Annotated in this window: 27 protein-coding genes and 1 pseudogene; 14 read left to right on the top strand and 14 right to left on the bottom strand. The window is 72.6% G+C overall.

Features of this window, described 5'->3' with window-relative positions:
• Positions 1 to 90 precede the first annotated feature (90 nt).
• On the bottom strand, positions 91 to 930 hold the full coding sequence (locus BMZ92_RS01925; protein ID WP_091503871.1) for a universal stress protein: 840 nt from the start codon (positions 928 to 930) through the stop codon (positions 91 to 93).
• On the bottom strand, positions 920 to 1,867 hold the full coding sequence (locus BMZ92_RS01920; RefSeq protein ID WP_091503869.1) for an Acg family FMN-binding oxidoreductase: 948 nt from the start codon (positions 1,865 to 1,867) through the stop codon (positions 920 to 922). Before BMZ92_RS01920 ends, BMZ92_RS01925 begins: the two co-directional genes overlap by 11 nt.
• 180 nt (positions 1,868 to 2,047) lie before the next feature.
• On the opposite strand from BMZ92_RS01920, the gene BMZ92_RS01915 reads away from it, so the two are divergent.
• From BMZ92_RS01915 to BMZ92_RS01900, 4 genes are all read left to right on the top strand, one after another.
• Positions 2,048 to 3,037, top strand: coding sequence for a zinc-binding alcohol dehydrogenase family protein (locus BMZ92_RS01915; RefSeq protein WP_091504299.1), 990 nt, complete (start codon positions 2,048 to 2,050; stop codon positions 3,035 to 3,037).
• Positions 3,038 to 3,144: 107 nt separating this feature from the next.
• Positions 3,145 to 3,801, top strand: a complete 657-nt coding sequence (locus BMZ92_RS01910) for a response regulator (RefSeq protein ID WP_091504298.1) — start codon at positions 3,145 to 3,147, stop codon at positions 3,799 to 3,801.
• Between the two features lie 187 nt (positions 3,802 to 3,988).
• Positions 3,989 to 4,588: a hypothetical protein gene (locus BMZ92_RS01905; RefSeq protein WP_091503867.1), complete on the top strand. Its 600-nt coding sequence runs from the start codon at positions 3,989 to 3,991 to the stop codon at positions 4,586 to 4,588.
• An 81-nt stretch (positions 4,589 to 4,669) separates the two neighbouring features.
• Positions 4,670 to 5,080 (top strand): YkvA family protein, encoded by a 411-nt coding sequence (locus tag BMZ92_RS01900; protein ID WP_245782831.1) that lies wholly within the window; start codon positions 4,670 to 4,672, stop codon positions 5,078 to 5,080.
• 18 nt (positions 5,081 to 5,098) lie between these two features.
• Here the strand turns inward: BMZ92_RS01900 and BMZ92_RS01895 are convergent, their stop codons facing one another.
• From BMZ92_RS01895 to BMZ92_RS01875, 5 genes are all read right to left on the bottom strand, one after another.
• Positions 5,099 to 5,683, bottom strand: a complete 585-nt coding sequence (locus BMZ92_RS01895; protein WP_091503864.1) for a TetR/AcrR family transcriptional regulator — start codon at positions 5,681 to 5,683, stop codon at positions 5,099 to 5,101.
• A gap of 26 nt (positions 5,684 to 5,709) precedes the next feature.
• On the bottom strand, positions 5,710 to 7,233 hold the full coding sequence (locus BMZ92_RS01890) for an MFS transporter (RefSeq protein WP_091503862.1): 1,524 nt from the start codon (positions 7,231 to 7,233) through the stop codon (positions 5,710 to 5,712).
• A 265-nt stretch (positions 7,234 to 7,498) separates the two neighbouring features.
• On the bottom strand, positions 7,499 to 8,500 hold the full coding sequence (locus BMZ92_RS01885) for an SDR family oxidoreductase (protein WP_091503861.1): 1,002 nt from the start codon (positions 8,498 to 8,500) through the stop codon (positions 7,499 to 7,501).
• Positions 8,501 to 8,515: 15 nt separating this feature from the next.
• Entirely contained in the window at positions 8,516 to 8,959 is a 444-nt protein-coding gene (locus BMZ92_RS01880; RefSeq protein ID WP_245782830.1) for a MerR family transcriptional regulator, read from the bottom strand.
• 40 nt (positions 8,960 to 8,999) lie between these two features.
• The gene (locus tag BMZ92_RS01875; protein ID WP_425425782.1) at positions 9,000 to 9,392 is read right to left on the bottom strand and encodes a DUF5313 domain-containing protein; all 393 of its coding nucleotides are present in this window, start codon (positions 9,390 to 9,392) and stop codon (positions 9,000 to 9,002) included.
• A gap of 54 nt (positions 9,393 to 9,446) precedes the next feature.
• Here BMZ92_RS01875 and BMZ92_RS01870 point away from each other — a divergent pair, with 54 nt between their 5' ends.
• On the top strand, positions 9,447 to 9,905 hold the full coding sequence (locus BMZ92_RS01870; protein ID WP_091503858.1) for a MarR family winged helix-turn-helix transcriptional regulator: 459 nt from the start codon (positions 9,447 to 9,449) through the stop codon (positions 9,903 to 9,905).
• Between the two features lie 66 nt (positions 9,906 to 9,971).
• On the opposite strand, the gene BMZ92_RS01865 is transcribed toward BMZ92_RS01870, so the two are convergent.
• Positions 9,972 to 10,955 (bottom strand): aldo/keto reductase, encoded by a 984-nt coding sequence (locus BMZ92_RS01865; protein WP_091503856.1) that lies wholly within the window; start codon positions 10,953 to 10,955, stop codon positions 9,972 to 9,974.
• A gap of 193 nt (positions 10,956 to 11,148) precedes the next feature.
• Positions 11,149 to 11,754, bottom strand: coding sequence for a histone deacetylase (locus tag BMZ92_RS01860; protein ID WP_245782829.1), 606 nt, complete (start codon positions 11,752 to 11,754; stop codon positions 11,149 to 11,151).
• A gap of 54 nt (positions 11,755 to 11,808) precedes the next feature.
• On the opposite strand from BMZ92_RS01860, the gene BMZ92_RS01855 reads away from it, so the two are divergent.
• From BMZ92_RS01855 to BMZ92_RS01825, 7 genes are all read left to right on the top strand, one after another.
• Positions 11,809 to 12,453: a DUF998 domain-containing protein gene (locus tag BMZ92_RS01855; RefSeq protein WP_091503855.1), complete on the top strand. Its 645-nt coding sequence runs from the start codon at positions 11,809 to 11,811 to the stop codon at positions 12,451 to 12,453.
• Between the two features lie 97 nt (positions 12,454 to 12,550).
• Positions 12,551 to 13,312, top strand: a complete 762-nt coding sequence (locus tag BMZ92_RS01850; protein WP_091503853.1) for a beta-ketoacyl-ACP reductase — start codon at positions 12,551 to 12,553, stop codon at positions 13,310 to 13,312.
• 2 nt (positions 13,313 to 13,314) lie between these two features.
• Entirely contained in the window at positions 13,315 to 13,767 is a 453-nt protein-coding gene (locus tag BMZ92_RS01845) for a MaoC family dehydratase (protein ID WP_091503852.1), read from the top strand.
• Positions 13,768 to 13,838: 71 nt separating this feature from the next.
• Positions 13,839 to 14,858: a phosphotransferase family protein gene (locus BMZ92_RS01840; RefSeq protein ID WP_091503850.1), complete on the top strand. Its 1,020-nt coding sequence runs from the start codon at positions 13,839 to 13,841 to the stop codon at positions 14,856 to 14,858.
• A 1-nt stretch (position 14,859) separates the two neighbouring features.
• Positions 14,860 to 16,068, top strand: a complete 1,209-nt coding sequence (locus BMZ92_RS01835) for an acyl-CoA dehydrogenase family protein (RefSeq protein ID WP_091503849.1) — start codon at positions 14,860 to 14,862, stop codon at positions 16,066 to 16,068.
• Complete coding sequence (locus tag BMZ92_RS01830; RefSeq protein WP_091503847.1) at positions 16,065 to 17,246, top strand: acyl-CoA dehydrogenase family protein; 1,182 nt, start codon at positions 16,065 to 16,067, stop codon at positions 17,244 to 17,246. The genes BMZ92_RS01835 and BMZ92_RS01830 overlap by 4 nt, the downstream gene beginning before the upstream one ends.
• Positions 17,243 to 18,346: an acyl-CoA dehydrogenase family protein gene (locus tag BMZ92_RS01825; RefSeq protein WP_091503845.1), complete on the top strand. Its 1,104-nt coding sequence runs from the start codon at positions 17,243 to 17,245 to the stop codon at positions 18,344 to 18,346. The genes BMZ92_RS01830 and BMZ92_RS01825 overlap by 4 nt, the downstream gene beginning before the upstream one ends.
• 4 nt (positions 18,347 to 18,350) lie before the next feature.
• Here BMZ92_RS01825 and BMZ92_RS01820 read toward each other — a convergent pair whose 3' ends face one another.
• The 3 genes and pseudogenes from BMZ92_RS01820 to BMZ92_RS38740 all read right to left on the bottom strand — a co-directional run.
• Entirely contained in the window at positions 18,351 to 18,941 is a 591-nt protein-coding gene (locus BMZ92_RS01820; RefSeq protein ID WP_091503844.1) for a TetR/AcrR family transcriptional regulator, read from the bottom strand.
• A 9-nt stretch (positions 18,942 to 18,950) separates the two neighbouring features.
• Complete coding sequence (locus BMZ92_RS37775) at positions 18,951 to 19,463, bottom strand: LysR substrate-binding domain-containing protein (RefSeq protein ID WP_218153369.1); 513 nt, start codon at positions 19,461 to 19,463, stop codon at positions 18,951 to 18,953.
• Positions 19,464 to 19,672: 209 nt separating this feature from the next.
• Positions 19,673 to 19,852: pseudogene (locus BMZ92_RS38740) on the bottom strand (LysR family transcriptional regulator); the annotation flags it as partial.
• Between the two features lie 61 nt (positions 19,853 to 19,913).
• Between BMZ92_RS38740 and BMZ92_RS01810 the strand changes: the two are divergent.
• Complete coding sequence (locus BMZ92_RS01810; protein WP_091503842.1) at positions 19,914 to 20,738, top strand: TIGR03619 family F420-dependent LLM class oxidoreductase; 825 nt, start codon at positions 19,914 to 19,916, stop codon at positions 20,736 to 20,738.
• A gap of 7 nt (positions 20,739 to 20,745) precedes the next feature.
• Here the strand turns inward: BMZ92_RS01810 and BMZ92_RS01805 are convergent, their stop codons facing one another.
• Together BMZ92_RS01805 and BMZ92_RS01800 are read right to left on the bottom strand one after the other, a co-directional pair.
• On the bottom strand, positions 20,746 to 21,531 hold the full coding sequence (locus BMZ92_RS01805; protein ID WP_091503840.1) for an SDR family oxidoreductase: 786 nt from the start codon (positions 21,529 to 21,531) through the stop codon (positions 20,746 to 20,748).
• Positions 21,528 to 22,280: an SDR family oxidoreductase gene (locus BMZ92_RS01800; protein WP_091503838.1), complete on the bottom strand. Its 753-nt coding sequence runs from the start codon at positions 22,278 to 22,280 to the stop codon at positions 21,528 to 21,530. The genes BMZ92_RS01805 and BMZ92_RS01800 overlap by 4 nt, the downstream gene beginning before the upstream one ends.
• Before the next feature lie 80 nt (positions 22,281 to 22,360).
• Here BMZ92_RS01800 and BMZ92_RS01795 point away from each other — a divergent pair, with 80 nt between their 5' ends.
• Entirely contained in the window at positions 22,361 to 22,972 is a 612-nt protein-coding gene (locus BMZ92_RS01795; RefSeq protein WP_091503836.1) for a TetR/AcrR family transcriptional regulator, read from the top strand.
• Positions 22,973 to 22,993 lie beyond the last annotated feature (21 nt).

Raw genomic sequence — 22,993 nt, 5'->3', positions numbered from 1 at the left:
GGTCCCAGCCTCCCGGGGCGCCGGTCACCCGGCGCAGGGCCGCCCGTCCCCGCACGCGGGGCCGAAGGGCCTCAAGGGGTTCGCAGCGGCTCAGCCCCGCACGACGGCGACCGGGCACGGGGCGTGGCGCAGCACCCCGTGGCTGGTCGAACCGAGCGCCAAACCCGCGAACCCGCCGCGCCCGCGGGAGCCGACCACGACGAGCCGCGCGTCCGCGGCCACCGTGACGAGCGCACGCACCGGCCGCTCCTGCGTGATCCGCTCGTGCACCGGCACGCCCGGATACCGGCGCCGCCCGTCCTCGACCTGGCGCCGGGCCTCGGGCGGCAGGCTCACCCCGGACCGGTGCGCCGCGTGCACGACGACGAGGGGCTCGCCGGCGGCAGCGGCCATCTCGAAGGCGAACCCCACGGCCCGCGCGCACTGCGGCGAACCATCGACACCGGCCACCACCGGCCCGGTCTCCGGCGGAGCCGAGTCCGGGGTGCGGCCGCGGACGAGGACCACGGGGCACGGGGCCTGCGCGGTGAGTTCCGCGGCCACCGACCCGAGGAGCGCGCCGGCCACCCCGCCGAGCCCGCGCGAGCCCACGACGAGCAGTTCGGCGGACTGCGCGGCCCGCAGCAGGTGGTCGCGCGCCAGCCCGGTCCGTTGCGCGGTCTGGACACTGACCTGCGGTGCGGCCTCGTGCGCCGCCTTCTCCGCCTCCGCGAGCCACTCCGCGCTCAGTTCGAGCAAGGTGTCGCCATAGGTCCGCGGCAGCCGGACCGGGGTGTAGGGCTCGGGCGAAGGCACGAAGCACGCGTGCAGCACCAGCAGCACCGCGTCCCGGCGGGCCGCCTCACGGGCCGCCCACTGGACCGCTCGCAACGCCGAGGGCGAGCCGTCGATCCCAGCGACGACGGTGCGCCGCGACGGTTCAGTGGTCACCGCCGCTCCGTTCGGACAGCGCGGGCGCGGGACGGCTCACCGGGGTCGCGGTGACCGGGTACCCCAGCCGCAGGACCAGCTGCGGGTACCCGGGCAGCAGCAGCCGTTCGGTCAGCCCGGCCCGCACCTCCGGCAGCCGCAGGGGCTGGGTCAGCACGGACCCGGCGAGTCCGCGCGTCACCGCCGTGAGCCACACGAGCTGCAGAGCGCGGCCCGCCAGCAGGTGGTCCGTGCGGGTGTCGCCGGGCGTGAGGACGATCAGCAGCCGTTCGGCCGCCAGGCGCTCGGTGAGCGTGATCGTGTCGGGCAGGTGCGTGGTGGCGCGGACCAGACCACCCCACGGCAGGGTCGGCTCGGCGGGCAGCGGGTGCCGGAACTGGTCCGACCACGCCTGCAGCTCGCGCTGGTAGGCCCGGTCGTCCCGCAGCACCTGGCCGGCCTGGCCGAACAGCTCGGCCAGCACCGGGGATTCGAGGCGGGTGTCGACCGCCCGCAGTTCCGTGCCGGGCGTGTCGTTCGCGCGCACGAGGTCGCGCAGCACCGCGTCGGTGACCGGGTGCAGGCTGAACGGGGCGCGGTAGCTGCGCCGCCGGAAGATCGCCGAGTACCGCGCGACCTCGTCCTCCGTGGCTTCGCGGCGCCCGTCCGCCACCACGCGGGCGACGAGATCGGGGCGTGCCGCGTCGGGGAACAGGGTGACCCGCGCGTCCCAGCCCAGCGTGCGCACGGCCAGTTCCAGGTCGGCGAGCGCGGCACCACAGGAGATCATCTGGTCGCGGCCCGCCGGGTCGTGCCGCGGCAGCCGCGCCTCGGTCCGTTCGAAGAGGTCCGCCCCGTCCGGGCGGACCTCGACCGTCCACGGCTGGCTGTTGTGCACCGACGGTGCCCTGCTGACAGCGCGCGCCAGCACGCTGACCTCGGTGGCCGACCACGTCATGGCCCCCGCCTCTCTGCTCTCGTGTTCCTGCCACCCAGGTTTCCCGTGCCGGTGCCATCGGCGGTAGGGTCCGGCGTCCCGGCGACGAGGGCCTTTCGCCGCCGCGGGCCCGGGCGATCGAGGCCCTTCGGCCCTGTCCCACCGCCACGCGGAACCCCCAAGCTGCGGGTCGTGACCGAGATGCGTGTCTGGCGGGTGGACCGGCCGGGCCTGCCCGGGACCCGGAAGTTCGAGCTGCGCACCGAGGCCGTGCCCACGGCGGGTGACGGGGAACTGCTGGTGCGGGTGCGGGCGTGCGGCGTGTGCCGGACGGATCTCCATGTGCTCGAAGGGGATCTGCCGGTGCACCGGCGCGGAGTCGTGCCGGGGCACGAGGTCGTCGGCGAAGTGGTGCGGGCCGCCGCGGGGTTCGCCGAAGGTGACCGGGTGGGCGTGGCGTGGCTGCGCGGCACCTGCGGGCGGTGCCGGTACTGCCGTTCCGGCGCCGAAAACCTGTGCCCCGGCTCGACCTACACCGGCTGGGACGCCGACGGCGGCTACGCGGACTACACGACTGTGCCCGCCGCGTACGCGCACCGGCTGCCCGACGGGTACTCCGACGCCGAACTGGCCCCGCTGCTGTGCGCGGGCATCATCGGTTTCCGGGCGCTGCGGCGGGCATCCCTGCCCGCGCAGGGGCGCCTGGGCATCTACGGCTTCGGCGCCAGCGCCCACCTCGCCGCCCAGGTGGCACTCGCCCAGGGCGCGACCGTCCACGTGCTGACCCGCAGCGCCGAGGCCCGCCGGCTCGCGCTGGAGCTGGGTGCGGCCTCCGCCGGTGACGCCGCGGACGAGCCGCCTGAGCCACTCGACTCCGCGATCCTCTTCGCCCCGGCCGGCGAGCTGGTGCTGCCCGCGCTCGCCGCGCTCGATCGCGGCGGGACGCTCGCGATCGCCGGGATCCACCTCACCGGCATCCCGCCGCTGGACTACCAGCGGCACCTGTTCCAGGAACGCCAGCTGCGCAGCGTCACCGCCAACACCCGTGAAGACGCGCGGGACTTCCTCGCCTTCGCCGCCGGGCACCACCTGCACGTCGTGACGAGCCCGTACGCCCTCGCCGACGCCGACCGCGCGCTCGCGGACCTGGCCGCCGACCGGGTGCACGGCGCCGCCGTGCTGCGCCCCTGAGCGGAAAAGATGACCTTGGTCCTCCGCGGTGGGGACCAAACGCCGCGACGGGGTACCCCGGGCGCGACCTAGCCTGGCCGAACCGACCGCGGGGAAAGGTGATGACCTTGATCAAGGTGTTCCTGGTGGACGACCACGAGGTCGTGCGGCGCGGCGTGGCCGACCTGCTGGAGGCCGACCCCGGGCTGACCGTGGTCGGCGAGGCCGCCACCGCGGCGCAGGCGCTGGCCCGCATCCCGGCGCTCCGCCCGGACCTGGCACTGCTGGACGTGCGGCTGCCCGACGGCAACGGGGTGGAGCTGTGCCGGGAGCTGCGGTCGAAGCTGCCGGACCTCAACGTGCTGATGCTGACCTCGTTCACCGACGAGGAGGCCATGCTCAACGCCATCCTCGCCGGCGCGGGCGGCTACGTGATCAAGGACATCCAGGGCCTGCGGCTGGTCTCGGCGGTGCACGAGGTCGGGTCCGGGCGGTCGCTGCTGGACAACCGCGCTGCGGCGACCCTGATGGCGAAGCTGCGTGCCGACGCCGCCGACGAGGGCCCGCTGAACGGGCTCACCGAGCAGGAGCGGACGCTGCTGGGGCTGATCGGCGAGGGCCTGACGAACCGGCAGATCGCCGAGCGGATGTTCCTGGCCGAGAAGACCGTGAAGAACTACGTGTCCCGCCTGCTGACCAAGCTCGGCCTCGAACGCCGCACCCAGGCCGCCGTCCTGGCCACCAGGATCAAGGACAGGCGGCGGCACCTCCGCGACGCCGAATGATCCGTCCATTGTGGATCTAGTCCACAATGGATTCGACTCCCCCGGTGAAGACCCTCATCGAGAACCACCGTTTTCCGAAGAGCCGTTAGTCTGAAACAACGGCGCGCCGGGACCTTGTGCTCTGGCGCGCCGCGGGCCGGTCCGGGCAGGCTCGCATTCCCGGACGAATCCAACGGAAGTGGATCGCATGTCCGCCACCACCGAACCACCGGGGAACGGCTCGCGTTCCCTGCTCGACCACTACGCCCCGGAATGCGATTTCGGGTTCACCGAACACCAGCTGGTCGCGGCGCCCGCCCGCGTCACCTACCTGACGGTCGGCCAACTGCGGAGCGCGCACCTGCGCTCCCCCGTGCTGGGTGCACTGACCTGGGCACGCGGATTACCCGTCCGGTTGCGGCCCGACCAGGCCACGCCCGCGTTCGAGGAGCTCCTGCTCGGCGCGCGGTGGGTGCTGCTGGGCGAACGTCCCGGCCGGGAAATCGCGCTCGGTGCGGCAGGCCGGTTCTGGACACCGGAGCCCACCTGGCAACCGGTCACCGCGGCGGAGTTCGCCTGCTACGCCCGCCCGCGCACCGGCACCGTCGCGTTGTCCTTCGCCGTGCTCCCCTACGAACGCGACCAGAGCGTGCTGACGTTCGAAACGCGCCTGACCGTCCGCGACCCCGTCGCGCGGCGCTGGGCGGAGGCTTATTGGGGGGCCATCAAGCCCGCGGCGAGGCTGATCGCCCGGCAGATCCTGCACGCCATCAACGACGAGGCGACGGGCAGGCGCGCGCGGCGGTGACCCGCGCGCCTGTCGCGTGTGGACACCTGACGCCGCTCGTGGTGCGGAGACCGGCGGCCTAAGCTGACGCGGTGACCCCACGTGACGAGGAACGCTGACGTGCCGGGCTGGCTGCAGGCCGTCCTGATCACCGCCGCCGTGGTGCTCGCGTCGTGGGCGCTGCTGGTGGTGCTGGCCCGCACCCTGCCGCCGGGGCTGGCCAGGGACCTCGCGCGGTTCCTCCCGGACTGCCTCACCACCGCCCGCCGCCTGCGGCGCGATCCCCGGGTCCCCCGGCGGGCGAAGCTGGCGATCGCGTTCGCCGCGCTGTGGGTGCTGTCGCCGATCGACCTGATCCCCGAGTTCCTGCCGGTGATCGGCCCGCTCGACGACGTCGTGGTGGTCGCGCTCGCCCTGCGTTACGCCGGGCGCCGGGTGCCGAGGCAGGTCCTGCTCGACGCGTGGCCCGGCGACCCGGCGCTGCTCCTGCGGCTCCTCGGCCGTCCGCGCTAGCCGTCGCGTACCAGATGGTTACAGGGTGTCGATCCAGTGGGTGAGCCGGCGTGCGGCGTTGGTGAGGATGTCGGGATCACGCAGGGTGTTGGCGAGCAGTGCGTGGCCTTCGTAGGCGGCGAGCAACTCGACGGCAAGGTCGCGCGCGTCGCGGCGGCCCAGCGCCCGGAACTGTTGTTCCGCCCAATCGATGGGCAACGTCAGCAGTTCGGCTTCCGCGAAGGCGGGTTCCGCGACGCGCTTGTCGAGCTCTGAGCACAGGCTGCCGAAGGGGCAACCGTGCTGGGCCACGACCGTGCTCTGGGCGGCGAACTCCCGCACGAGGCTTTTCAACCGGGCCTTGGGAGAACGGTGCTGCGCGTCAAGGGCCGCGAGGGTCGTCTTGATCTGCTGTGCGTGGGCTTCGACGACGGCGGCGATGATGTCGTTCTTGGTTTTGAAGTAGTAGTAGACGTTGCCGGCCGGGACGTCGGCGGCCTTGGCGATGTCGGCGAGCGTCGTCCGTTCGATGCCTTGCCGGTGCAGGAGCTGGACCGCTGCGGTGACCAGTCGCTGTCGTTTCCCGGGCGGGCGCTCCGGCGCGGGTGCGGTTGAGTCAGTCATCTCACTTGTCCACCTCCGCGGTCAGGTTACAGGTCCTGCCGGGGGACGGCGGTCGGTCGCGGTCCGGCTGCCGGGTCCGTGTTGACCATGACCAGCGGGGGCGCCTGCCGGGTGTTGCCGGTGCGCAACGCGAGCAGGGCCGCCGCTGCCATCAGGATGCTGCCGACGAGAAGGGCTCGGTGGTACCCGGCATCCGCGGCCGCCACCGAGGGCACCTGAGCTGCCAGCAGGTGGTTGGTGTCGGCGATCGCGACAGCCGACAGGATCGCCAGGCCGAGCGCGCTGCCGACCTGCTGGGAGGAGTTGAGCAACCCGGCCGCGAGCCCCGCCTTGTCGGCGGGAACGCCGGCGTTGGCGGCGGCGGTGATGGAGACGAAGACGGTGCCCGCGCCCAGTGACATCACCATGAACCCGGGCAGCAGGTCGCGCACGTACGAGCCGTGCAGGGGCACTCCGGACACGTAGTAGATCCCGGCGGCGGCGATCAGGCAGCCGGCGACCACGAGGGGACGGGTTCCCACGCGTGTGACCAGCTGGGACGCGATGCCCCCCGCCACGATGAACCCTCCGGTGATCGGGAGGTACGCCGCACCCGCCTGCAGGGGTGAGTAGTGCAGGACCTCCTGCATGTACAACGTGCCGTAGAACAGCAAGGAGAAGAACCCGGCGAAGGCGATCAGCTGGGTGCCATCGGCGGCGACCAGCCCCTTCACCCGCAGGATGGCGAAGGGGACCAGCGGGTGACGGCTTCGCCGTTCGTTGGCCGCGAACGCGGCCATCAACACGGCCGAACCGGCCAAGGTGGCGATGGTCTGGACCGATCCCCAGCCGGCATCCGGGGCCCGTACCAGGCTGTACACGAGCAACAACATGCTGCCGGTCACCAGCACCGCCCCCTGCCAGTCCAAGGCTCGTCCGGCTCCGCCTCGGCGGTCCCTCGCGAGCAGGACCAGTGCCGTACCGGCCACCACGGCACAGATCGGTGGGTTGACGAAGAAGATCCACCGCCACCCCGGCCCCTGTGAGAGCACCCCGCCGAGGAAAAGGCCGACCGCGGCGGCAATCCCGCTGATCGCTCCCCACACCCCGAGTGCCGTGTTGCGGTCCTTGCCTTCGCGGAAACCGGTCGTCAGCTCCGACAACGCCGCCGGGGCCATCAGCGCCGCGCCGAAGCCCTGCACGAGCCGGGAACCCACCAGCAGCCCGGCGTCGGTGGCCACCCCGGCGGCCAGTGACGACACGCCGAAAACCATCAAGCCGGCCAGCAGCATGCGGCGCCGCCCGAGTAGGTCACCGAGGCGACCTCCCAGCAGGAGGAAGCCCCCGTAGGTGAGGACGTAACCACTCGCTACCCACTGCAAGTTCTGCTGCGAGAAGCTCAAGCTGCGCTGGATCGAGGGCAGCGCGACGTTGACAATCGAAGCGTCCACCAGGTCGAGGAACTGAACCGCGCACAACAGCAGCAGGGTGAGCACACCCAGCCCCGATCGGAGAACCAGCCGCGCACGAGCGTCTGGCACGGCCCTGCCCCGGGCGGATTCCCTGCTCATGGACGCTCCCAGATTTGAGTGAGTTACCTGACTAACTTCTTGCGTACAGCGTGAGCCACCACGGCATGCCAGTCAAGTCAGTGGGCTAACTAATTCTGAGAGCGTCACTGGGGAGGGATCGGCTCCGGCGTCGTCGGTGGGGCCGGTTCGGGGCGGGCGGGGCGCTGCCAGCCACACGGGAGACCGGTTCGCGGGCGGCCGGCCCGGACTTCCGGGGCCGGCCGCCGCTCCGTTGCGGGTCCAGCGCCGCGAACGCGAACCAGAGCTAGTCCGTCAGCAAACCCCAGCGCGCCAGGCTTTCCGCGGTGTCGACGATCGTCGTCTCCACGTCGCGGGGTTGCCAGCCGAACACCTTCCGCGCCTTGGCCGTCGAGATCACCGGCACGCGGCCGTACCGCAGCTCGACGTCCTTGAGCGCCGGGTTCGCCCGGACCTCCTCCAGCGTCAGCTCGCGCGTGGGCACCCGCGCCGCCCGCTCCCCGAGCCGCCGGGCGAGCACGCGCGCGATCTCCAGGAAGCTCACGGCCCGCTCGCCGCTGGCGAGGAACCGCTCCCCCGCGGCGGCCGGTTCCGTCATCGCGCGGACGTGCAGGTCCGCGACGTCACGCACGTCCACGACGCCGAACCAGTACGGCGGCGCCACCGGCAGGTCACCGTCCAGCATCGCCTTGACGTGCCCGGGCGAGGCCGACACCCGCGGCACCAGCAACGGCCCGAAGATGCCCGTCGGGTTGATCACGGTCAGCTCCGGGCCGCCCTCCCGCACGAAGTCCCACGCGGCGCGCTCGGCGATCGCCTTCGACCTGATGTACGCGCTGTTGTCGGCGGCGGGATCGGTCCAGTCGGTCTCGTCGTAGGTGTTCCCCGGCTTGCGGCCGTAGCCCACCGCGGCGAACGACGACGTCAGCACCACCCGCCGCACTCCCGCGTCGCGCGCGGCACGCAGCACGCGCAACGCCCCGTCCCGCGCGGGGACGATCACGTCCTCGTCGCGCTCGGGCGGCACCGCCGGGAACGGCGAGGCCACGTGCAGCACGTACGCGCAGCCCGCCACCGCCTCCACCCAGCCCTCGTCCGAGCCCAGCTCCGCGGCCACGAACTCGAGGTCGCCGTCCTCCGCGACCGCCTCCCGCACCTCCGCCGCCCGCTCCGGGGAGCGGACCGTCGTGCGCACCGCATACCCGTCCCGCAGCAACCGCGCCACGACGTGCGCGCCGAGGTAACCGGAACCGCCCGTGACGAGAACCGGCTCTTTCTGTTGTGCCATCGATCTTCCTTCGCGTCAGAACCGGGACACCGCGTCCCGGACCCCGTCGATGGCACGGCTTTCGGCTTCGGCGTCCCCGCGCACCCTGGCGTCCCACAGCTCGGCCTTGTGCCGCAGGTACTCCCGCCGCACGGTCAGCCGCTCGATCTCGGCGTCCAGCCGGGAGGCGTTGCGGCGGAACAGCTCGCGCAGGTGCGCGGCGGCTCCGTCACCCAGGTGTGCCAGGTACTCGCGCAGGTCGCGCACGCTCATCCCGGTGTCCCGCAGGCAGCTCAGCGCCACAATGGTCTCGACCAGTTCGGGGTCGTACCGGCGGTGCCCGCTGCCCGGGTCCCGCCGCACCGGGCCGATCAGGCCGATCCGCTCGTAGTAGCGCAGCGTCGGTTCCGACAGGCCGCTACGCCGGGAGACCTCCTGGATCGTGCACCAGGTCACCTCGGCCGGATCCGCCATCGACATGACACGAGTCTCCGGAACTTGAAGCGCTTCAAGTCAAGCGCTACTCCTGTGGCGTGCGATACCGGGCGATGTAGCGCTGGCGCGCCGCCTCGTCCTCGTCGGCGTGGGCCTCTCGGCGCACCCGCTTCCCGGTGCCCCGCGGGTACCCGTGTTTGGCCAGCCGGTTCTCGGCCGCCTCCTCCATGTACACGAAGGAGTAGAAGTAGCCGACCAGCGCCGCCATCAGCACGAGCGCGAGCCGCAGCCCGAGCGGTGCCGGGAGCAGCAGCCACACGAGCATCAGCGGCCCGACGAGCACCGTGGAGCGCGCGGCGTGGCGCAGCACCCAGGTTTTCGACGTGGTGTCGTGCAGGACCCATTCGCGGCAGCGCTCGGGCAGGCGGCCGCCCAGGGCGTACCAGACCCACTGCACCGGGTTCGGACGTTGTCTCACCAGACCGATAGTAGACTAATTCTTAGCGTGCTAATCAATGGAGCGGGAGTGACCATGGCGACGATCGACCTCGGGGACGACCCGCTGGCGCTGGACCGGCAGGTGTGCTTCGCGCTGTCGGTGGCCTCCCGCAGCGTGATCGCGATCTACCGGCCGCTGCTCAAGCCCTACGGGCTGACCCACCCGCAGTACCTGGTGCTGCTGGCGTTGTGGGACCGGGCGCCGCGCACGGTGAAGGACCTGTGCGAGACGCTGCGCGCGGAGCCCGCGACGTTGTCGCCCCTGCTCAAGCGGCTGGAGGCGCTGGGGTACGTCAAGCGCGAGCGCAACCGCGCCGACGAGCGGGCGCTGCTGGTCGACCTGACCGACGCGGGACGGGAGTTCCGCAAGGAGGCGGAGAAGATCCCGTACCGCGTGGTCGAGGAGCTGGGCATGGACCTCGCGGAGCTGGAACAGCTGCACGCCGCGCTGGGCCGCGTGCTCGCGGCGACCGAGCGGCGGGGCGCGGTCTAGCCCACCAGCCGTCGTGCACCGGGCGGCGAATGCCGCGCCCGGGCCACGCCGTCCACAGCGTTCAGCTCACCAGCGGTCGTGCACCTGGGCGCGGATCCGCCGGTCGTACAGGTCGCGCACCGCCTCCAGCGTCGCGCCGGGCAGTGGGGCCAGCGCGGCCGCGGCGGCGTTCGCGCGGGCCTGCTCCGGCGAGCGGGCGCCCGGGATCACCGACGTGACGCCCGGCTGCTGCACGATCCAGCGCAGCGCGGTCTGGGCGGGCGTGGCCCCTTCCGGTGCCAGCTCGGCGAACTCCGCCGCCGCCTCGACACCCGTCGCGAAGTCCACGCCCGAGAACGTCTCGCCCTGGTCGAAAGCCTCACCGTGGCGGTTGAACGTGCGGTGGTCGTTCGCGGCGAACACGGTGTCCTTGGTGTAGCGCCCGGACAGCAGGCCCGAGGCGAGCGGCACCCGCGCGATGATCCCGACGCCCGCCTCGGCCGCGGCGGGCAGCACGCGCTCCAAAGGCTTGAGCCGGAACGGGTTCAGGATGATCTGCACGCTCGCGGTGCCCGGCCGGGCGATCGCGGTCAGGGCCTCGTCGCACGTCTCGACGCTCACGCCGTACGCGGCGATCCGCTTCTCGGCCACCAGGGTGTCGAGTGCGTCGAAGACCTCGTCCGAGGAGTACACCGGCGTCGGCGGGCAGTGCAGCTGCACCAGGTCCAGCGTGTCGACGCCGAGGTTCGCCCGCGACCGGTCGGTCCACGCGCGGAAGTTGGCGAGGGTGTAGTTCGCCGGGTCGAGGCTCGCGCGGCGGCCCATCTTGGTGGCCACGAAGACGTCCGCGTCCGGCCGGCCGCGCAGGTACTCGCCGATGACCTGCTCACTGCGGCCGTCGCCGTAGACGTCCGCCGTGTCGAAGAACGTCACCCCGGCTTCGACGGCCGCGTCCAGCACCGCCTTCGCGTCCTCGACGCTCACGTCGCCCCAGTCCGCGCCGAGCTGCCACGTGCCCAGCCCGATCACCGACACGTTCCGGCCCGTCCGCCCCAACACCCGCTGTTCCATGGGATGGATCCTAGTAGTGGCTCGCGGGCGGGCGCGGGTGGCGGAACCTGAGGGGCTCCCTCGCTCCGGGATCGCCTTCTCATGACCGCCAGGTCACCACGGCGGCGCTGTCCTCGCGAGGAAGCCCCTCAGAACCCGCGGCGGTGCCGGTTGTGGGGTGGTGAAAGCGCGGCTCCGCCGCGTGGCCAACGCCCTAAGCCAGTGCCGCGATCCGCTCCGCGGTCCACGTCCCCGCGGCGCCGGGACGGGACGCGAGGTACGCGCCCGCGCGGAGCGGGTCCCAGCCGTGGGCCTCCCGCAGTCCGGTCGCCAGCATGCGCAGGTACCGGGCCGAGGGGGCGAGCAGCTCGACGTCGGTCCACACCCAGGGCGCGGTGAAGGTCAGCAGCGGGTGCCCGTCGAGTTCTCCCGCGCACACCAGGGTTTCGTACCGGCCGGGCCCCAGCGTCGCGCGGCCGGTCTCCAGCGCCGCCGTCAGGTCGAGGTCCTCGCCGGGCTCCCGGTACATCTCCTGCGCCACGACGTCCGAAAACTGCTCCGCCGTGATCAGGTACGCGCGCGCCGCGGCGGTACCCGGCAGGCCCGGGTCGTAGAACGCGCGGCCGCCGCCCCAGACCAAGGACTCGGTGGCGAAGTAGATCCCGCCCGGCAGCTCGCACCCGCGTGTCCGCACCGGCTGCGCGGGGTCGCGGCAGCCGGGGAACGCCAGCCGCCCGCCGGAAGGCGTCCCGCCGGCGAGGTAACACCCGAACCGCGCGGCGTTCATGTTCGAGCCGTAGCTGACGTACCAGACGAGCACGGACCCGATTCTGGAGCACACGGCCCGCCCACGCGCCGTCCGTACGATCGGATCATGAGCCTGACCGTCTCCCCCGGCCGCGCCCCGGGCCTGCTCGGCGCGGGTGGCGTCGTCGCGATCGCGGCCGGTGCGCTGCTCGTGCTGCTGCTGCAGTTCCTGCCGCCCACCAACGAGATCAGCCCGCTGCGCCGCACGATCAGCGAGTACGGGCTGAGCGCCAACAAGTGGATCTTCAACGTGGCGCTGCTGCTCGTCGCGCTCGGGTCCGGGGTGCTGTTCGCCGTGCACGCGCTGCGCCGCACGCTGCCCGCGGGCGCGCTGCTCGCCGGTGCGGTGTGGACGGTGAGCCTGCTGGTGATCGTCGCGTTCCCGAAGACCGACTGGGCCGTCGGGCCGAGCGCGGGCGGGACCGTGCACCGGATCGCGAGCATCATCGGGTTCGTGTGCCTGCCGGTCGGGCTGCTCCTCGCGTCCGGCCCGGTGTTCGCCGACGACACCCCGTGGCGCTGGATCGCCCGCGTCCTCAGCATCGCGTCGCTGGGCTGGTTCGCGCTCATCCTCACCGGTGTCGTCGTGATGCTCGCCGGTGGCGGCCCGTGGTGGACGTTCGTGCCGCTCGGGCTCGTGCAGCGGCTGATGGCGCTCACCGAGCTCCTCGCCGTCGCGACGCTCGCCGTCCCGCTACTACGCTCGACCTGAAGTGACTTGGGTTACACGGGTGTTCAGCACGGCCCGATCCCGGTAGCTTTCTAAGCGCTCGCTTACCCATGCGCACTCAATGCCGAGGAGGAAGCACGTGACCGAATCCCACTCCCGCGTCGCGATCGTCACCGGGGCCGGCCGTGGCATCGGTGCCGCCGTCGCCCGGCGGCTGTCGGCCGACGGGTTCGCCGTGGGGCTGCTCGACCTGGACGAGGCCGCCGTCAAGTCCGGCGCCGAGGACCTCGCCGCCGCCGGCGGCCGGGCGATCGGGGTCGGCCTCGACGTCAGCAACACCGAGCAGGTCGAGGCGGCCGTCGCGAAGGTCGCCGAGGAGCTCGGCCCGCCGACCGTCCTGGTGAACAACGCCGGCATCACCCGCGACAACCTGATCTTCAAGATGACCGACGACGACTGGGACGCGGTGCTGAACGTGCACCTGCGCGGCTCGTTCCTGATGACCCGCGCCGTGCAGCGGCACATGACCGCCCAGAAGTGGGGCCGGATCGTGAACCTGTCCAGCACGTCCGCGCTGGGCAACCGCGGCCAGGTCAACTACGCCGCCGCGAAGGCCGGTATGCAGGGCTTCACGAAGACGCTGGCCATCGAGCTGGGCAAGTTCGGCGTCACCGCCAACGCGATCGCGCCGGGCTTCATCGCCACCGACATGACGGCGGCGACCGCGGACCGGCTGGGCCTGTCGTTCGAGGACTTCAAGGCGGCCGCGGCCAAGGAGATCCCGATGCAGCGCGTCGGCACGCCGGACGACATCGCGCACACCGTGTCGTTCCTGGTGAGCGAGGGCGCCGGGTTCGTCTCCGGCCAGGTCATCTACGTCGCCGGCGGACCGAAGGACTGAGCATGCGCGTCTTCTCCAGCCTGGAAGAGTTCGCCGCGGCCGCCGGGGAGCCCCTCGGCACCAGCGAGTGGCACACCGTCACGCAGGACCAGGTCAACACGTTCGCCGACGCCACGGGCGACCACCAGTGGATCCACGTCGACCTCGAGAAGGCCCAGCAGGGTCCGTTCGGCGGTCCCATCGCGCACGGGTTCCTCACCCTGTCGCTGCTGCCGTACCTGTCCGCCGAGACCTACCGCGTCGACGGGCTGAAGATGGGGATCAACTACGGCCTCAACAAGGTCCGGTTCCCCCAGCCGGTGCGGGTCGGCGCGAAGGTGCGGGGCTCGGCGGAGCTCGCCGAGATCACCGACGTGCCGGGCGGCAAGCAGGCGGTCGTGCGCTGGACGGTGGAGATCGACGGCGAGGCGAAGCCCGCCTGCGTCGCCGAGTTCGTCGTGCGCCTGCTCGCCTGAGGCGGGCAGGCCGCGGCGGTCGCTACGGTAGGACATACCGACTGGTCGGTACCGGAAGGCAGGGAGGCCACATGACCCAGCAGGACCCGCCGGGCCTGGATCTCGCGCGGCTGCGCGCGCACCTCGACGAGCAGGCACCCGGCCTGGTCACGGGTGCGCTGACGGCCGAGGTCGTGCAGGGCGGCCGGTCGAACCTCACCTACGTGGTCACGGACGGCCGGTCGCGCTGGGTGGTGCGCCGCCCGCCGCTGGGGCACGTCCTGCCGACCGCCCACGACATGGCCCGGGAGCACCGGGTGATCAGCGCGCTGCGCGGGACCGCGGTCCCGGTGCCGGGCACGATCACCCTGTGCCAGGACCCCGAGGTGCTCGGCGCGCCGTTCTACGTCATGGAGTACGTCGAGGGCACCCCGTACCGCTCCGCGGCCGAGCTCGAGGCGCTCGGCCCGGAGCGGACGGCGGGGATCGCCGACGCGCTGGTCGACACGCTCGTCGACCTGCACGCGGTGGTCCCCGATGCGGTGGGGCTGGGCGATTTCGGCCGTCCGGAGGGGTTCCTGGAGCGGCAGCTGCGGCGGTGGAAGAAGCAGCTCGACGCCTCCCGCAGCCGGGACCTGCCGGGGGTGGACCAGCTGCACGAGCGGCTGGCCCGGCGGCTGCCCGCCTCGGGAGCCCCGGCGATCGTGCACGGTGACTACCGGCTCGACAACGTGCTGGTGAACGGCGAGGACCGGATCACCGCCGTGCTGGACTGGGAGATGTCCACGCTCGGCGACCCGCTCACCGACCTCGCGCTGCTCGTCGCCTACGCCGAGCGCGGCAAGGCCGACCTGGAGTTCGTCTCCAACGTCAGCAGCGCGCCCGGCTACCCCGGCACGGACGAGGTGATCGCCCGTTACGCGCGGCGGTCCGGCCGGGACATCTCCGCGCTCAACTGGTACATCGGGTTCGCCTTCTTCAAGCTCGCGGTGATCCTCGAAGGCATCTACTACCGCTTCAGCCAGGGCAAGACCGTCGGCGCGGGCTTCGACCAGATCGGCGACGGCGTCGCCCCGCTCGTCGCGCTCGGCAACGAGACACTCAAGGACTGACATGGACTTCGCATTCGACGCCCGCACCGAGGAGCTGCGCGGGCAGCTCCTCGAGTTCATGGACTCGCACATCTACCCCGCCGAACCCGTCTTCGAGGAGCAGCTGGCGGAGCGGGAGAACCCGTGGTTGCCGCCACCGGTGGTCGACGAGCTCAAGGCCGAGGCCCGCAAGCGCGGGCTGTGGAACCTGTTCCTGCCGGGCGAACACGGCGCCGGGCTGACCAACCTGCAGTACGCGCCGCTGGCCGAGATCACCGGCCGCAGCCCGCACCTGGCGCCGGCCGCGCTCAACTGCGCCGCCCCGGACACCGGCAACATGGAGGTGCTGGCGCAGTTCGGCACCGAGGCGCAGCGCAAGCAGTGGCTGCAACCCTTGCTGGACGGGGAGATCCGCTCGGCGTTCGCGATGACCGAGCCCGACGTCGCCTCCTCCGACGCCCGCAACATCGCCACGAGCATCCGGCGTGACGGCGACTCCTACGTCATCACCGGGCGCAAGTGGTACATCACGGGGGCGATGAACCCGAACTGCGCGATCTTCATCGTGATGGGCAAGACCGATCCCGATGCGGAGCCGCACCGCCAGCAGAGCATGATCCTGGTGCCGCGCGACACCCCCGGCCTGACGGTCAAGCGCGGGATGAAGGTGTTCGGCTACGACGACAGCTCCCACGGCGGGCACGCCGAGGTCGTCTTCGACGAGGTCCGCGTGCCCGCGGAGAACCTGCTCGTCGAGGAGGGCGCCGGGTTCGCCATCGCGCAGGCGCGGCTGGGGCCTGGCCGCATCCACCACTGCATGCGCTCGATCGGCATCGCCGAGCGCGCGATCGAGGCGATGTGCCGCCGCACCCTGTCGCGCAGCACGTTCGGCAAGGCCATCGCGGAGCAGGGCGTGGTGCAGGACTGGATCGCGGAGTCCCGCGTGCGGATCGAGCAGCTGCGGCTGCTCGTGCTCAAGACCGCCTGGCTGATGGACACCATCGGCAACCGCGGCGCGCACACCGAGATCCAGGCCATCAAGATCGCCACTCCGCGGACCGTGGAGTGGATCCTGGACAAGGCGATCCAGGCGCACGGCGCGGGCGGGCTGTCGCAGGACTTCCCGCTGGCGGAGATGTGGGCGGGCATCCGCACGCTGCGGTTCGCCGACGGCCCCGACGAGGTGCACAAGCGGTCACTGGCCCACCGAGAGCTGAGGAAGTACAAGTGACGACAGCGGAAGACCTGCGGGCGCGGGTGGCGGAGTTCCTCGCCACCCACGACCCGGAAGACCTGGACCGCCTGGAGTTCCTGCGGGCGCGGTTCGACGCGGGCCTGGCGTGGGTGCACTACCCCGAGGGCCTCGGCGGGCTGGGCGCGCCCCGCGAGCTGCAGACCGTGGTGGAGGCCGAGTTCGCGAAGGCGGGCGCGCCGGACAACAACCCGCGCCGGATCGGCATCGGGCTCGGCATGGCGGCGCCGACGATCCTGCGGTTCGGCACGGAGGAGCAGAAGAAGCGCTACCTGCGTCCACTGTGGACCGGCGAGGAGGTGTGGTGCCAGCTGTTCTCCGAACCGGGCGCGGGTTCCGACCTCGCCGCGCTGGGCACCCGCGCCGTCCGCGACGGCGACGAGTGGGTGGTCAACGGGCAGAAGGTGTGGACGTCGGTCGCGCACATCGCCCGCTTCGCCATCCTCGTCACGCGCACCGACCCCGACGTGCCCAAGCACCAGGGCATGACCTACTTCGTCTGCGACATGACCGATCCCGGCGTCGACGTGCGGCCGCTGCGGCAGCTGACCGGTGAGGCCGAGTTCAACGAGGTGTTCCTGTCGAACGTGCGGCTGCCCGACGCCAACCGGCTCGGCGCGGTCGGCGAGGGCTGGAAGGTCGCGCAGACGACGCTGATGAACGAGCGTGTCGCGATCGGCGGCAACGCGATGCCGCGTGAGGGCGGGCTGCTCGGCATGGTCGCGAAGACGTGGCGGGAGCGCCCCGAACTGCGCACGCCCGACCTGCACGAGCGGCTGCTGCGGCTGTGGGTGGACGCGGAGGCGGCGCGGCTGGCCGGGCAGCGGCTGCGCCAGCAGCTCGCGGTCGGCGCGCCGGGGCCGGAGGGCTCGGCGATGAAGCTGGCGTTCGCGAAGCTGCAGCAGGCGCTGTCGGGACTGGAGGTCGAACTGGCGGGCGAGGACGGCCTGCGCTACGACGACTGGACGATGCGGCGGCCGGAGCGGGTCGACATGCTCGGCCGCGGCCCCGGTTACCGGTACCTGCGGGCCAAGGGCAACTCCATCGAGGGCGGCACCTCCGAGGTGCTGCGCAACATCATCGCCGAGCGCGTGCTCGGCCTGCCGTCGGAACCCCGCGTCGACAAGGACGTCGCCTGGAAGGACCTGCCCCGGTGAGTGATCTGCTGTACTCCGAGGTCGAAGAGGACCTGCGGGCGAGCGTCCGCGACCTGTTCACCGACCGCGCGCCCGCCTCGGCGGTGCTCGCGCGGACCGAAAGCGCGGAACCGTACGACCTGAAGCTGTGGCGCACCCTGGCCGGGGAGCTGGGTGCGGCGGGGCTGGCCGTCCCCGAGGAGCTGGGCGGGCACGGCGCGTCGGCGCGCGAACTGGCCGTGGTGCTGGAGGAGGCCGGCCGGGCTGTGGCGCCGGTGCCGTTGCTGGGCAGCGCGGTGCTGGCGACGTCGGCGCTGCTGGCGTGCGACACGGGCGAAGCGGTGGTGGCGGAGCTGTTGCGGGCGCTCGCGAGCGGCGAGCGGACCGGTGCGCTCGCGGTGCCGTTGAGCACGTGGCCGGGTGCGGCGTTCCCCGAGACCGTGCAGGTGCGTGACGGTGTCCTCAATGGACGGATCGGTCTGGTCGCGGACGCCTCGGTGGCCGACGTGCTGATCGTGCCCGCGTCCGGTCCCGACGGTCCCGCGCTGTACGCGGTCGACGGAGCGACGGCCGCGGAGGCGACCTCGCTCGACCTGACCCGGCGCCTGGCCGACGTCACGCTGGAGAACGTGCCCGGCCGGCTGCTCGCGGGCCCGGAGCGGGCGGCGGACGCGCTGGAGCGGGCGCTGCTCACCGGCGCCGGGCTGCTGGCGTCCGAGCAGGTCGGGATCGCGCAGTGGTGCCTCGACGAGACGGTGGCCTACGTCAAGCAGCGCTACCAGTTCGGCCGCCCGGTGGGCTCGTTCCAGGCGCTCAAGCACCGGCTCGCCGACCTGTACCTGGAGGTCGTCACCGCGCGGGCCACGGCCCGCAACGTGGCCGACGCGCTGGCGAACGGCACCGACGACCTCGGCATCGCGGTCGCCGTGGCGCAGTCGGCGTGTGCGGCGGTGGCAGTGCACGCGGCCGAGGAGGCCATCCAGCTCCACGGCGGCATCGGGATGACGTGGGAGCACCCGGCGCACCTGTACCTCAAGCGCGCCAAGAGCGATGAGCTGGCGCTGGGCACGCCGGGCCGCCACCGCGCGGCGCTCGCGGGCCTGGTGGACCTGCCGCTGTGAGGAGCTATTCCGGCCGCAGCGCGGCCAGCAGCAGTCCGGCGTAGTGGTCGCCCACCTGGCGTGCGGAGAGCTCACCGTCCCCGCGGTACCACACGCTCAGGTGGTGCACCGCGCCGAAGAAGAAGTCGACGACGATGCCGGCGGGTTTGTCGGCGCGGAACACGCCCTCGCGCTGCCCTTCCTCGACCAGTGAGCGGAACCGCTCGTGGTAGCGCCGCCGCTCGGCCCTGACCGCCCGGTACTTCTCGGGGCCGAGCTGGTGCATCGACTGCAGGAAGATGGTCATGTCGTCGAGGTTGCCGATCGTGCTGACCACGACGTCCACCGCCGCCTGGCGCACCCGCTCGGCGACGGGCGCCTCGGTGGCGGCGACCTTCTCCAGCTGCTCGGTCTGCAGCCGCAGGATGCGGCCGTAGATCTCGGACAGCAGGTCGTCCTTGGAGTCGAAGTAGTGGTACATGGCGCCCTTGGTGACGCCGGCGGCCGCCACGATCTCCTGCACGGACGTGCGGTCGTACCCCCGCTGCGCGAACAGTTTCGTGGCGGCCGCGAGCAGGCGGCGCGGTACCGAGTCCTCGGCGGCGGGGCGTGCCATGGGCCAAGGCTAGCGCGCGCCGGGGGACGGCCGGCCGCAGAGACAGCGGCGGCACGCGTCGGTGAACACGCGGACCGCCTCGCGCGAGTCCCCCTCGTGCCACAGCACGGCCAGTTCGGCGGGTGGCAGCCCGGACACCGGCCGGGTCACCACGTCGTCCCGCCGGTACACCTCCGCGTTGCCCTCCGCGACGAGCATGATCCCGGTGCCCGCCGCGACGGCTTCGAACGCCTCCTCCGCGGTCTCCACCTCCACCGCCACCCGTGCCGGACCGGTGCGCTGTTCCGCCGCCAGCCAGAAGTCCCGCATCGGCCCGGCCGATCCCGGCAGCGCGACGAACGGCTCGTCCGCGAGCTCGGCGAACGGCACCACGTCGAGACCGGCGAGCCGGTGCCCGCGCGGCAGCCCGACCCACCGGTCCTCGGTGCTGACGACCTTGTGCTCGTACCCGGCCGGCGCGGGCAGCCACAGTAGGCGACGTCGGTTTCGCCGCTGCCGAGACCGCCGGTCGGGTCCTGCCACGACACCTGCCGGAACAGCAGCCGCCAGCCGGGCAGCACCTCCCGCATGCGCGCGGTCGTCCCGGGCACCAGCCCGCGCCCGATCGACGTGTGGAAGCCGATGGTGAGGGTGTCGCGCTCCCGCGCCGCGGCATCGGCGACCTCACGCTGCCCGGCGGTCCAAGCGCCGATCACCTCCCGTGCCCTGGGCAGCAGGGCGTGTCCCGCCGGGGTGAGCGTCACCGCACGGCGCTCCCGCTCGAACAGCTTGACGCGCAGCGCCGTCTCGAGCCTGCCGATCTGCTTGCTCAGCGCGGGTTGCGAGACGAACAGCGCCTCGGCGGCCCTGGTGAAGCTGAGTTCCTCCGCGACCGTGACGAAGTAGCGCAGGTCCTGGACCCGGACATCCATAACCCGAGGTTATGCGAACCGGTCTTGGACGGGGAGCGGCGCGGCGGGTCAGGATCGGGGCGTGGAAACAGGGATCTTCGGGCTCAACGCCAAGGCGGCGCACGCACGCGCCGAAACACTGCGGTTCGCGCGGCGCGCGGAGGAGCTGGGGTACGGGTCGTGGTGGGCCGGTGAGCACGTCGTCGTGCCGAGCCCGCGCACCCCGGACACCCCGATGGACCCGGCGGATCCCATCCTCGACCCGCTGGTGCACCTGGCTTTCGTCGCGGCGGTGACCGAGCGGATCGAGCTGGGCACGGGGATCGTCATCCTGCCGCAGCGCAATCCCGTCGTGCTGGCCAAGCAGGTCGCGAGCCTGGACGCGCTCAGCGGCGGCCGGCTGCTGCTCGGCGTCGGCGCCGGGTACCTGGAGCCGGAGCTGGCCGCGGTGGGCGTGCCGATGTCCGAACGCGGCCGCCGCACCGACGAGTACCTCGACGCGATGCGGTCGCTGTGGCTCGACCCGCGACCCGCGTACGAAGGCGAGCACGTGTCGTTCTCGGGCGTGGACGCGCATCCGCGCCCCGCCCGCGAACCCCGCGTCGTCATCGGCGGGCACAGTCCCGCCGCGTTCCGGCGTGCGGTCGCGCGCGGGCACGGCTGGTTCGGCAACGGCTCGTCGCCGCGGGACCTGGAGCGGCACCTGACCGGGCTGGCGAAGGCCGCCACCGAGGTCGAGCGGCCCGCCCGCCTGGGCAGGCTCGAAATCACGTTCATGCCGATCGGCACGACGGGACGGCCCGCGGACTACGAGAGCCTCGGGCTCGACCGCCTCCTGCACTACCCGCTGCCGCTGGAGGACCCGGCCGAGATCATGGCGTTCCTGGAGCGCCACGCCCCGCGCTGACCCGCGCTCACTCCCCCGTCGCCTGCTCCACCTTCCGCTGCAGCTTGTTCATGCCGGCCAGCCAGCGGTCGGTGTCCGTGGCACGCGCCGCGTAGTACCCGGCGACCTCGGGGTGCGGCAGGATCAGGAACCGGTCGTCGGTGAACGCCTCCAGCACCGCGTCCGCGACCTGCTCGGGCTCGATCGCCGAGGCACCCATGATCAGCTCGCCCGCGCGGCCGGTGCTCGCGAGCATGTTCGTGCGCACGCCCTGCGGGCAGATCGCCTGGACGGTGATGCCGCGGTGCCGGTAGGTGGCGCTGAGCCACTCGGCGAACGCCAGCGCGCCGTGCTTGGTGACCGCGTAGGGCGCGGAGCCGAGAACGGTGAGCAGCCCCGCCGCCGACACGGTGGCCAGGAAATGCCCCTTGCCGCGGTCGAGCCAGTCGGGCAGCAGCAGCTTCGCGGCCCGCACGTGGGCCATGACGTTGACGTCCCACGCCCGCGCCCACACGTCCTCCGGCGCGTCGGCGCCGCCGTGCGGGGCGATCCCGGCGTTGGCGCAGAACAGGTCGATGGTGCCCAGCTCCGCCTTGGCCGCGGTGATCAACTGCTCGACCCCGGCCTCGGACGCGGCGTCCACGCCCAGCGCCACGCCACCGACCTCCGCCGCGACGGCCGCGGCGGCGTCGCCGTCGAGGTCCGCGACGAAGATCCGCGCGCCCTCGGCGGCGAACCGCCGGGCCAGCGCGCTCCCGATCCCGCCGCCACCACCGGTGATCACGACACCGGCACCGTTCAGCTCGGTGCTCACAGGCCACCGACCAGGCCGACACCGCCGTCGAGCACGAGGGTCTGGCCGGTGATCCAGCTGGCCTCGTCAGACAGCAGGAACGCCACCGCGCCCGCGACGTCCTCCGGGACACCGAGGCGCTTCATCGGGTAGCTCGCGGTGACCTCCTCCTCGCGACCCTCGTACAGCGCCGTCGCGAACTGGGTCTTCACGACCGCGGGCGCCACGGCGTTGACGCGGATCCCCGGCCCCAGCTCGGCACCCAGCTCGGTGGTCAGGCGGATCAGCGCCGCCTTGCTCACGCCGTACATGCCGATGCCCGGCGAAGCGTGCAGGCCCGCGATGGACGCGATGTTGACCACCGCTCCCCCGTGCTCACCCATCCACGCGTCGCGGGCGAGCCGGATCCACGACAGCGGCGCCAGCACGTTGACGCCGAGGATCTTCGCGGCCGCCGCCGGGTCGATGTCGGTGATAGGGCCGAAGACGGGGTTGATGCCGGTGTTGTTGACGAGCAGGTCGAGGCTGCCGAACGCCTCCACGGTCCTGGTCACGGCCTCCTGCTGGTGCGCGGCGTCGTCGGCCTTGCCGGGCACGCCGATCGCGACGCCGGGACCGCCCAGCTCCCGCACGGCCTCGGCCAGCGGCTCCGGCTTGCGGGCGGTGACGCAGACCTTCGCGCCCCGCCGCACCAGCTCGCGGGCGATGCCGAGGCCGATGCCCCGGCTCGCCCCGGTGACGATCGCGACGCGGTCCTTGAGAGAGTTCACTGACCAACTCCTGTTCGAAACTCCCGGGCACTAAGCGCCCGCTTACACTAGTCGCGGTCCGATCCTGGGAGGATCAGAGAATGACAGTCTCGTTGTCCGCCGAACTGTGGCCCGAGGTCCAGCCCGACGCCGCACGCCGGCTCATGCTGGCCGCCGTCGAGTCGTTCGCCGACCGCGGTTACCACGCGACCACGACCCGCGACATCGCCGCGGCGGCCGGGATGAGCCCGGCCGCGCTGTACGTGCACTTCGCGTCGAAGGCCGCGCTGCTGTTCGCGATCAGCAAGAGCGGGCACGAGCAGACGCTGACCCTCGTGGAGAGCGTCGCCGCGCGCCCGGACAGCCCGCGGGAGCGCATGCGCAGCATCGTGGAGGACTTCGTGGCCTGGCACGCGCGGCGGCACACCGTGGCGCGGGTCGTGCAGTACGAGCTGCAGGCGCTGCCGCCGCAGCAGTACGCCGTCGTCGCGGACCTGCGGCGGCGCATCGAGCACCTGGTGCGCGACGTGATCGCCGACGGCGTCAAGGCGGGCGAGTTCACGGTGAGCGACCTGCGGACGGCCGCCCGCGCGGTGCTGTCGCTGGGCGTGGACGTGGCGCGCTGGTACAGCGACCGCGCCGGCAAGACGCCGAAGGCGCTCGGCCGCGAGTACGCGGACCTGGTGCTGCGCATGCTCGGCGCGACGGTCTGAGCCGCCACTGCCTGAGCCGGG

Source organism: Amycolatopsis sacchari (assembly GCF_900114035.1).
In the GTDB taxonomy this organism is placed as follows: Bacteria; Actinomycetota; Actinomycetes; order Mycobacteriales; family Pseudonocardiaceae; genus Amycolatopsis_E; species Amycolatopsis_E sacchari.
Note: the sequence above shows the minus strand (reverse complement) of the source record. Positions and strands in the feature narration are given on the sequence as shown.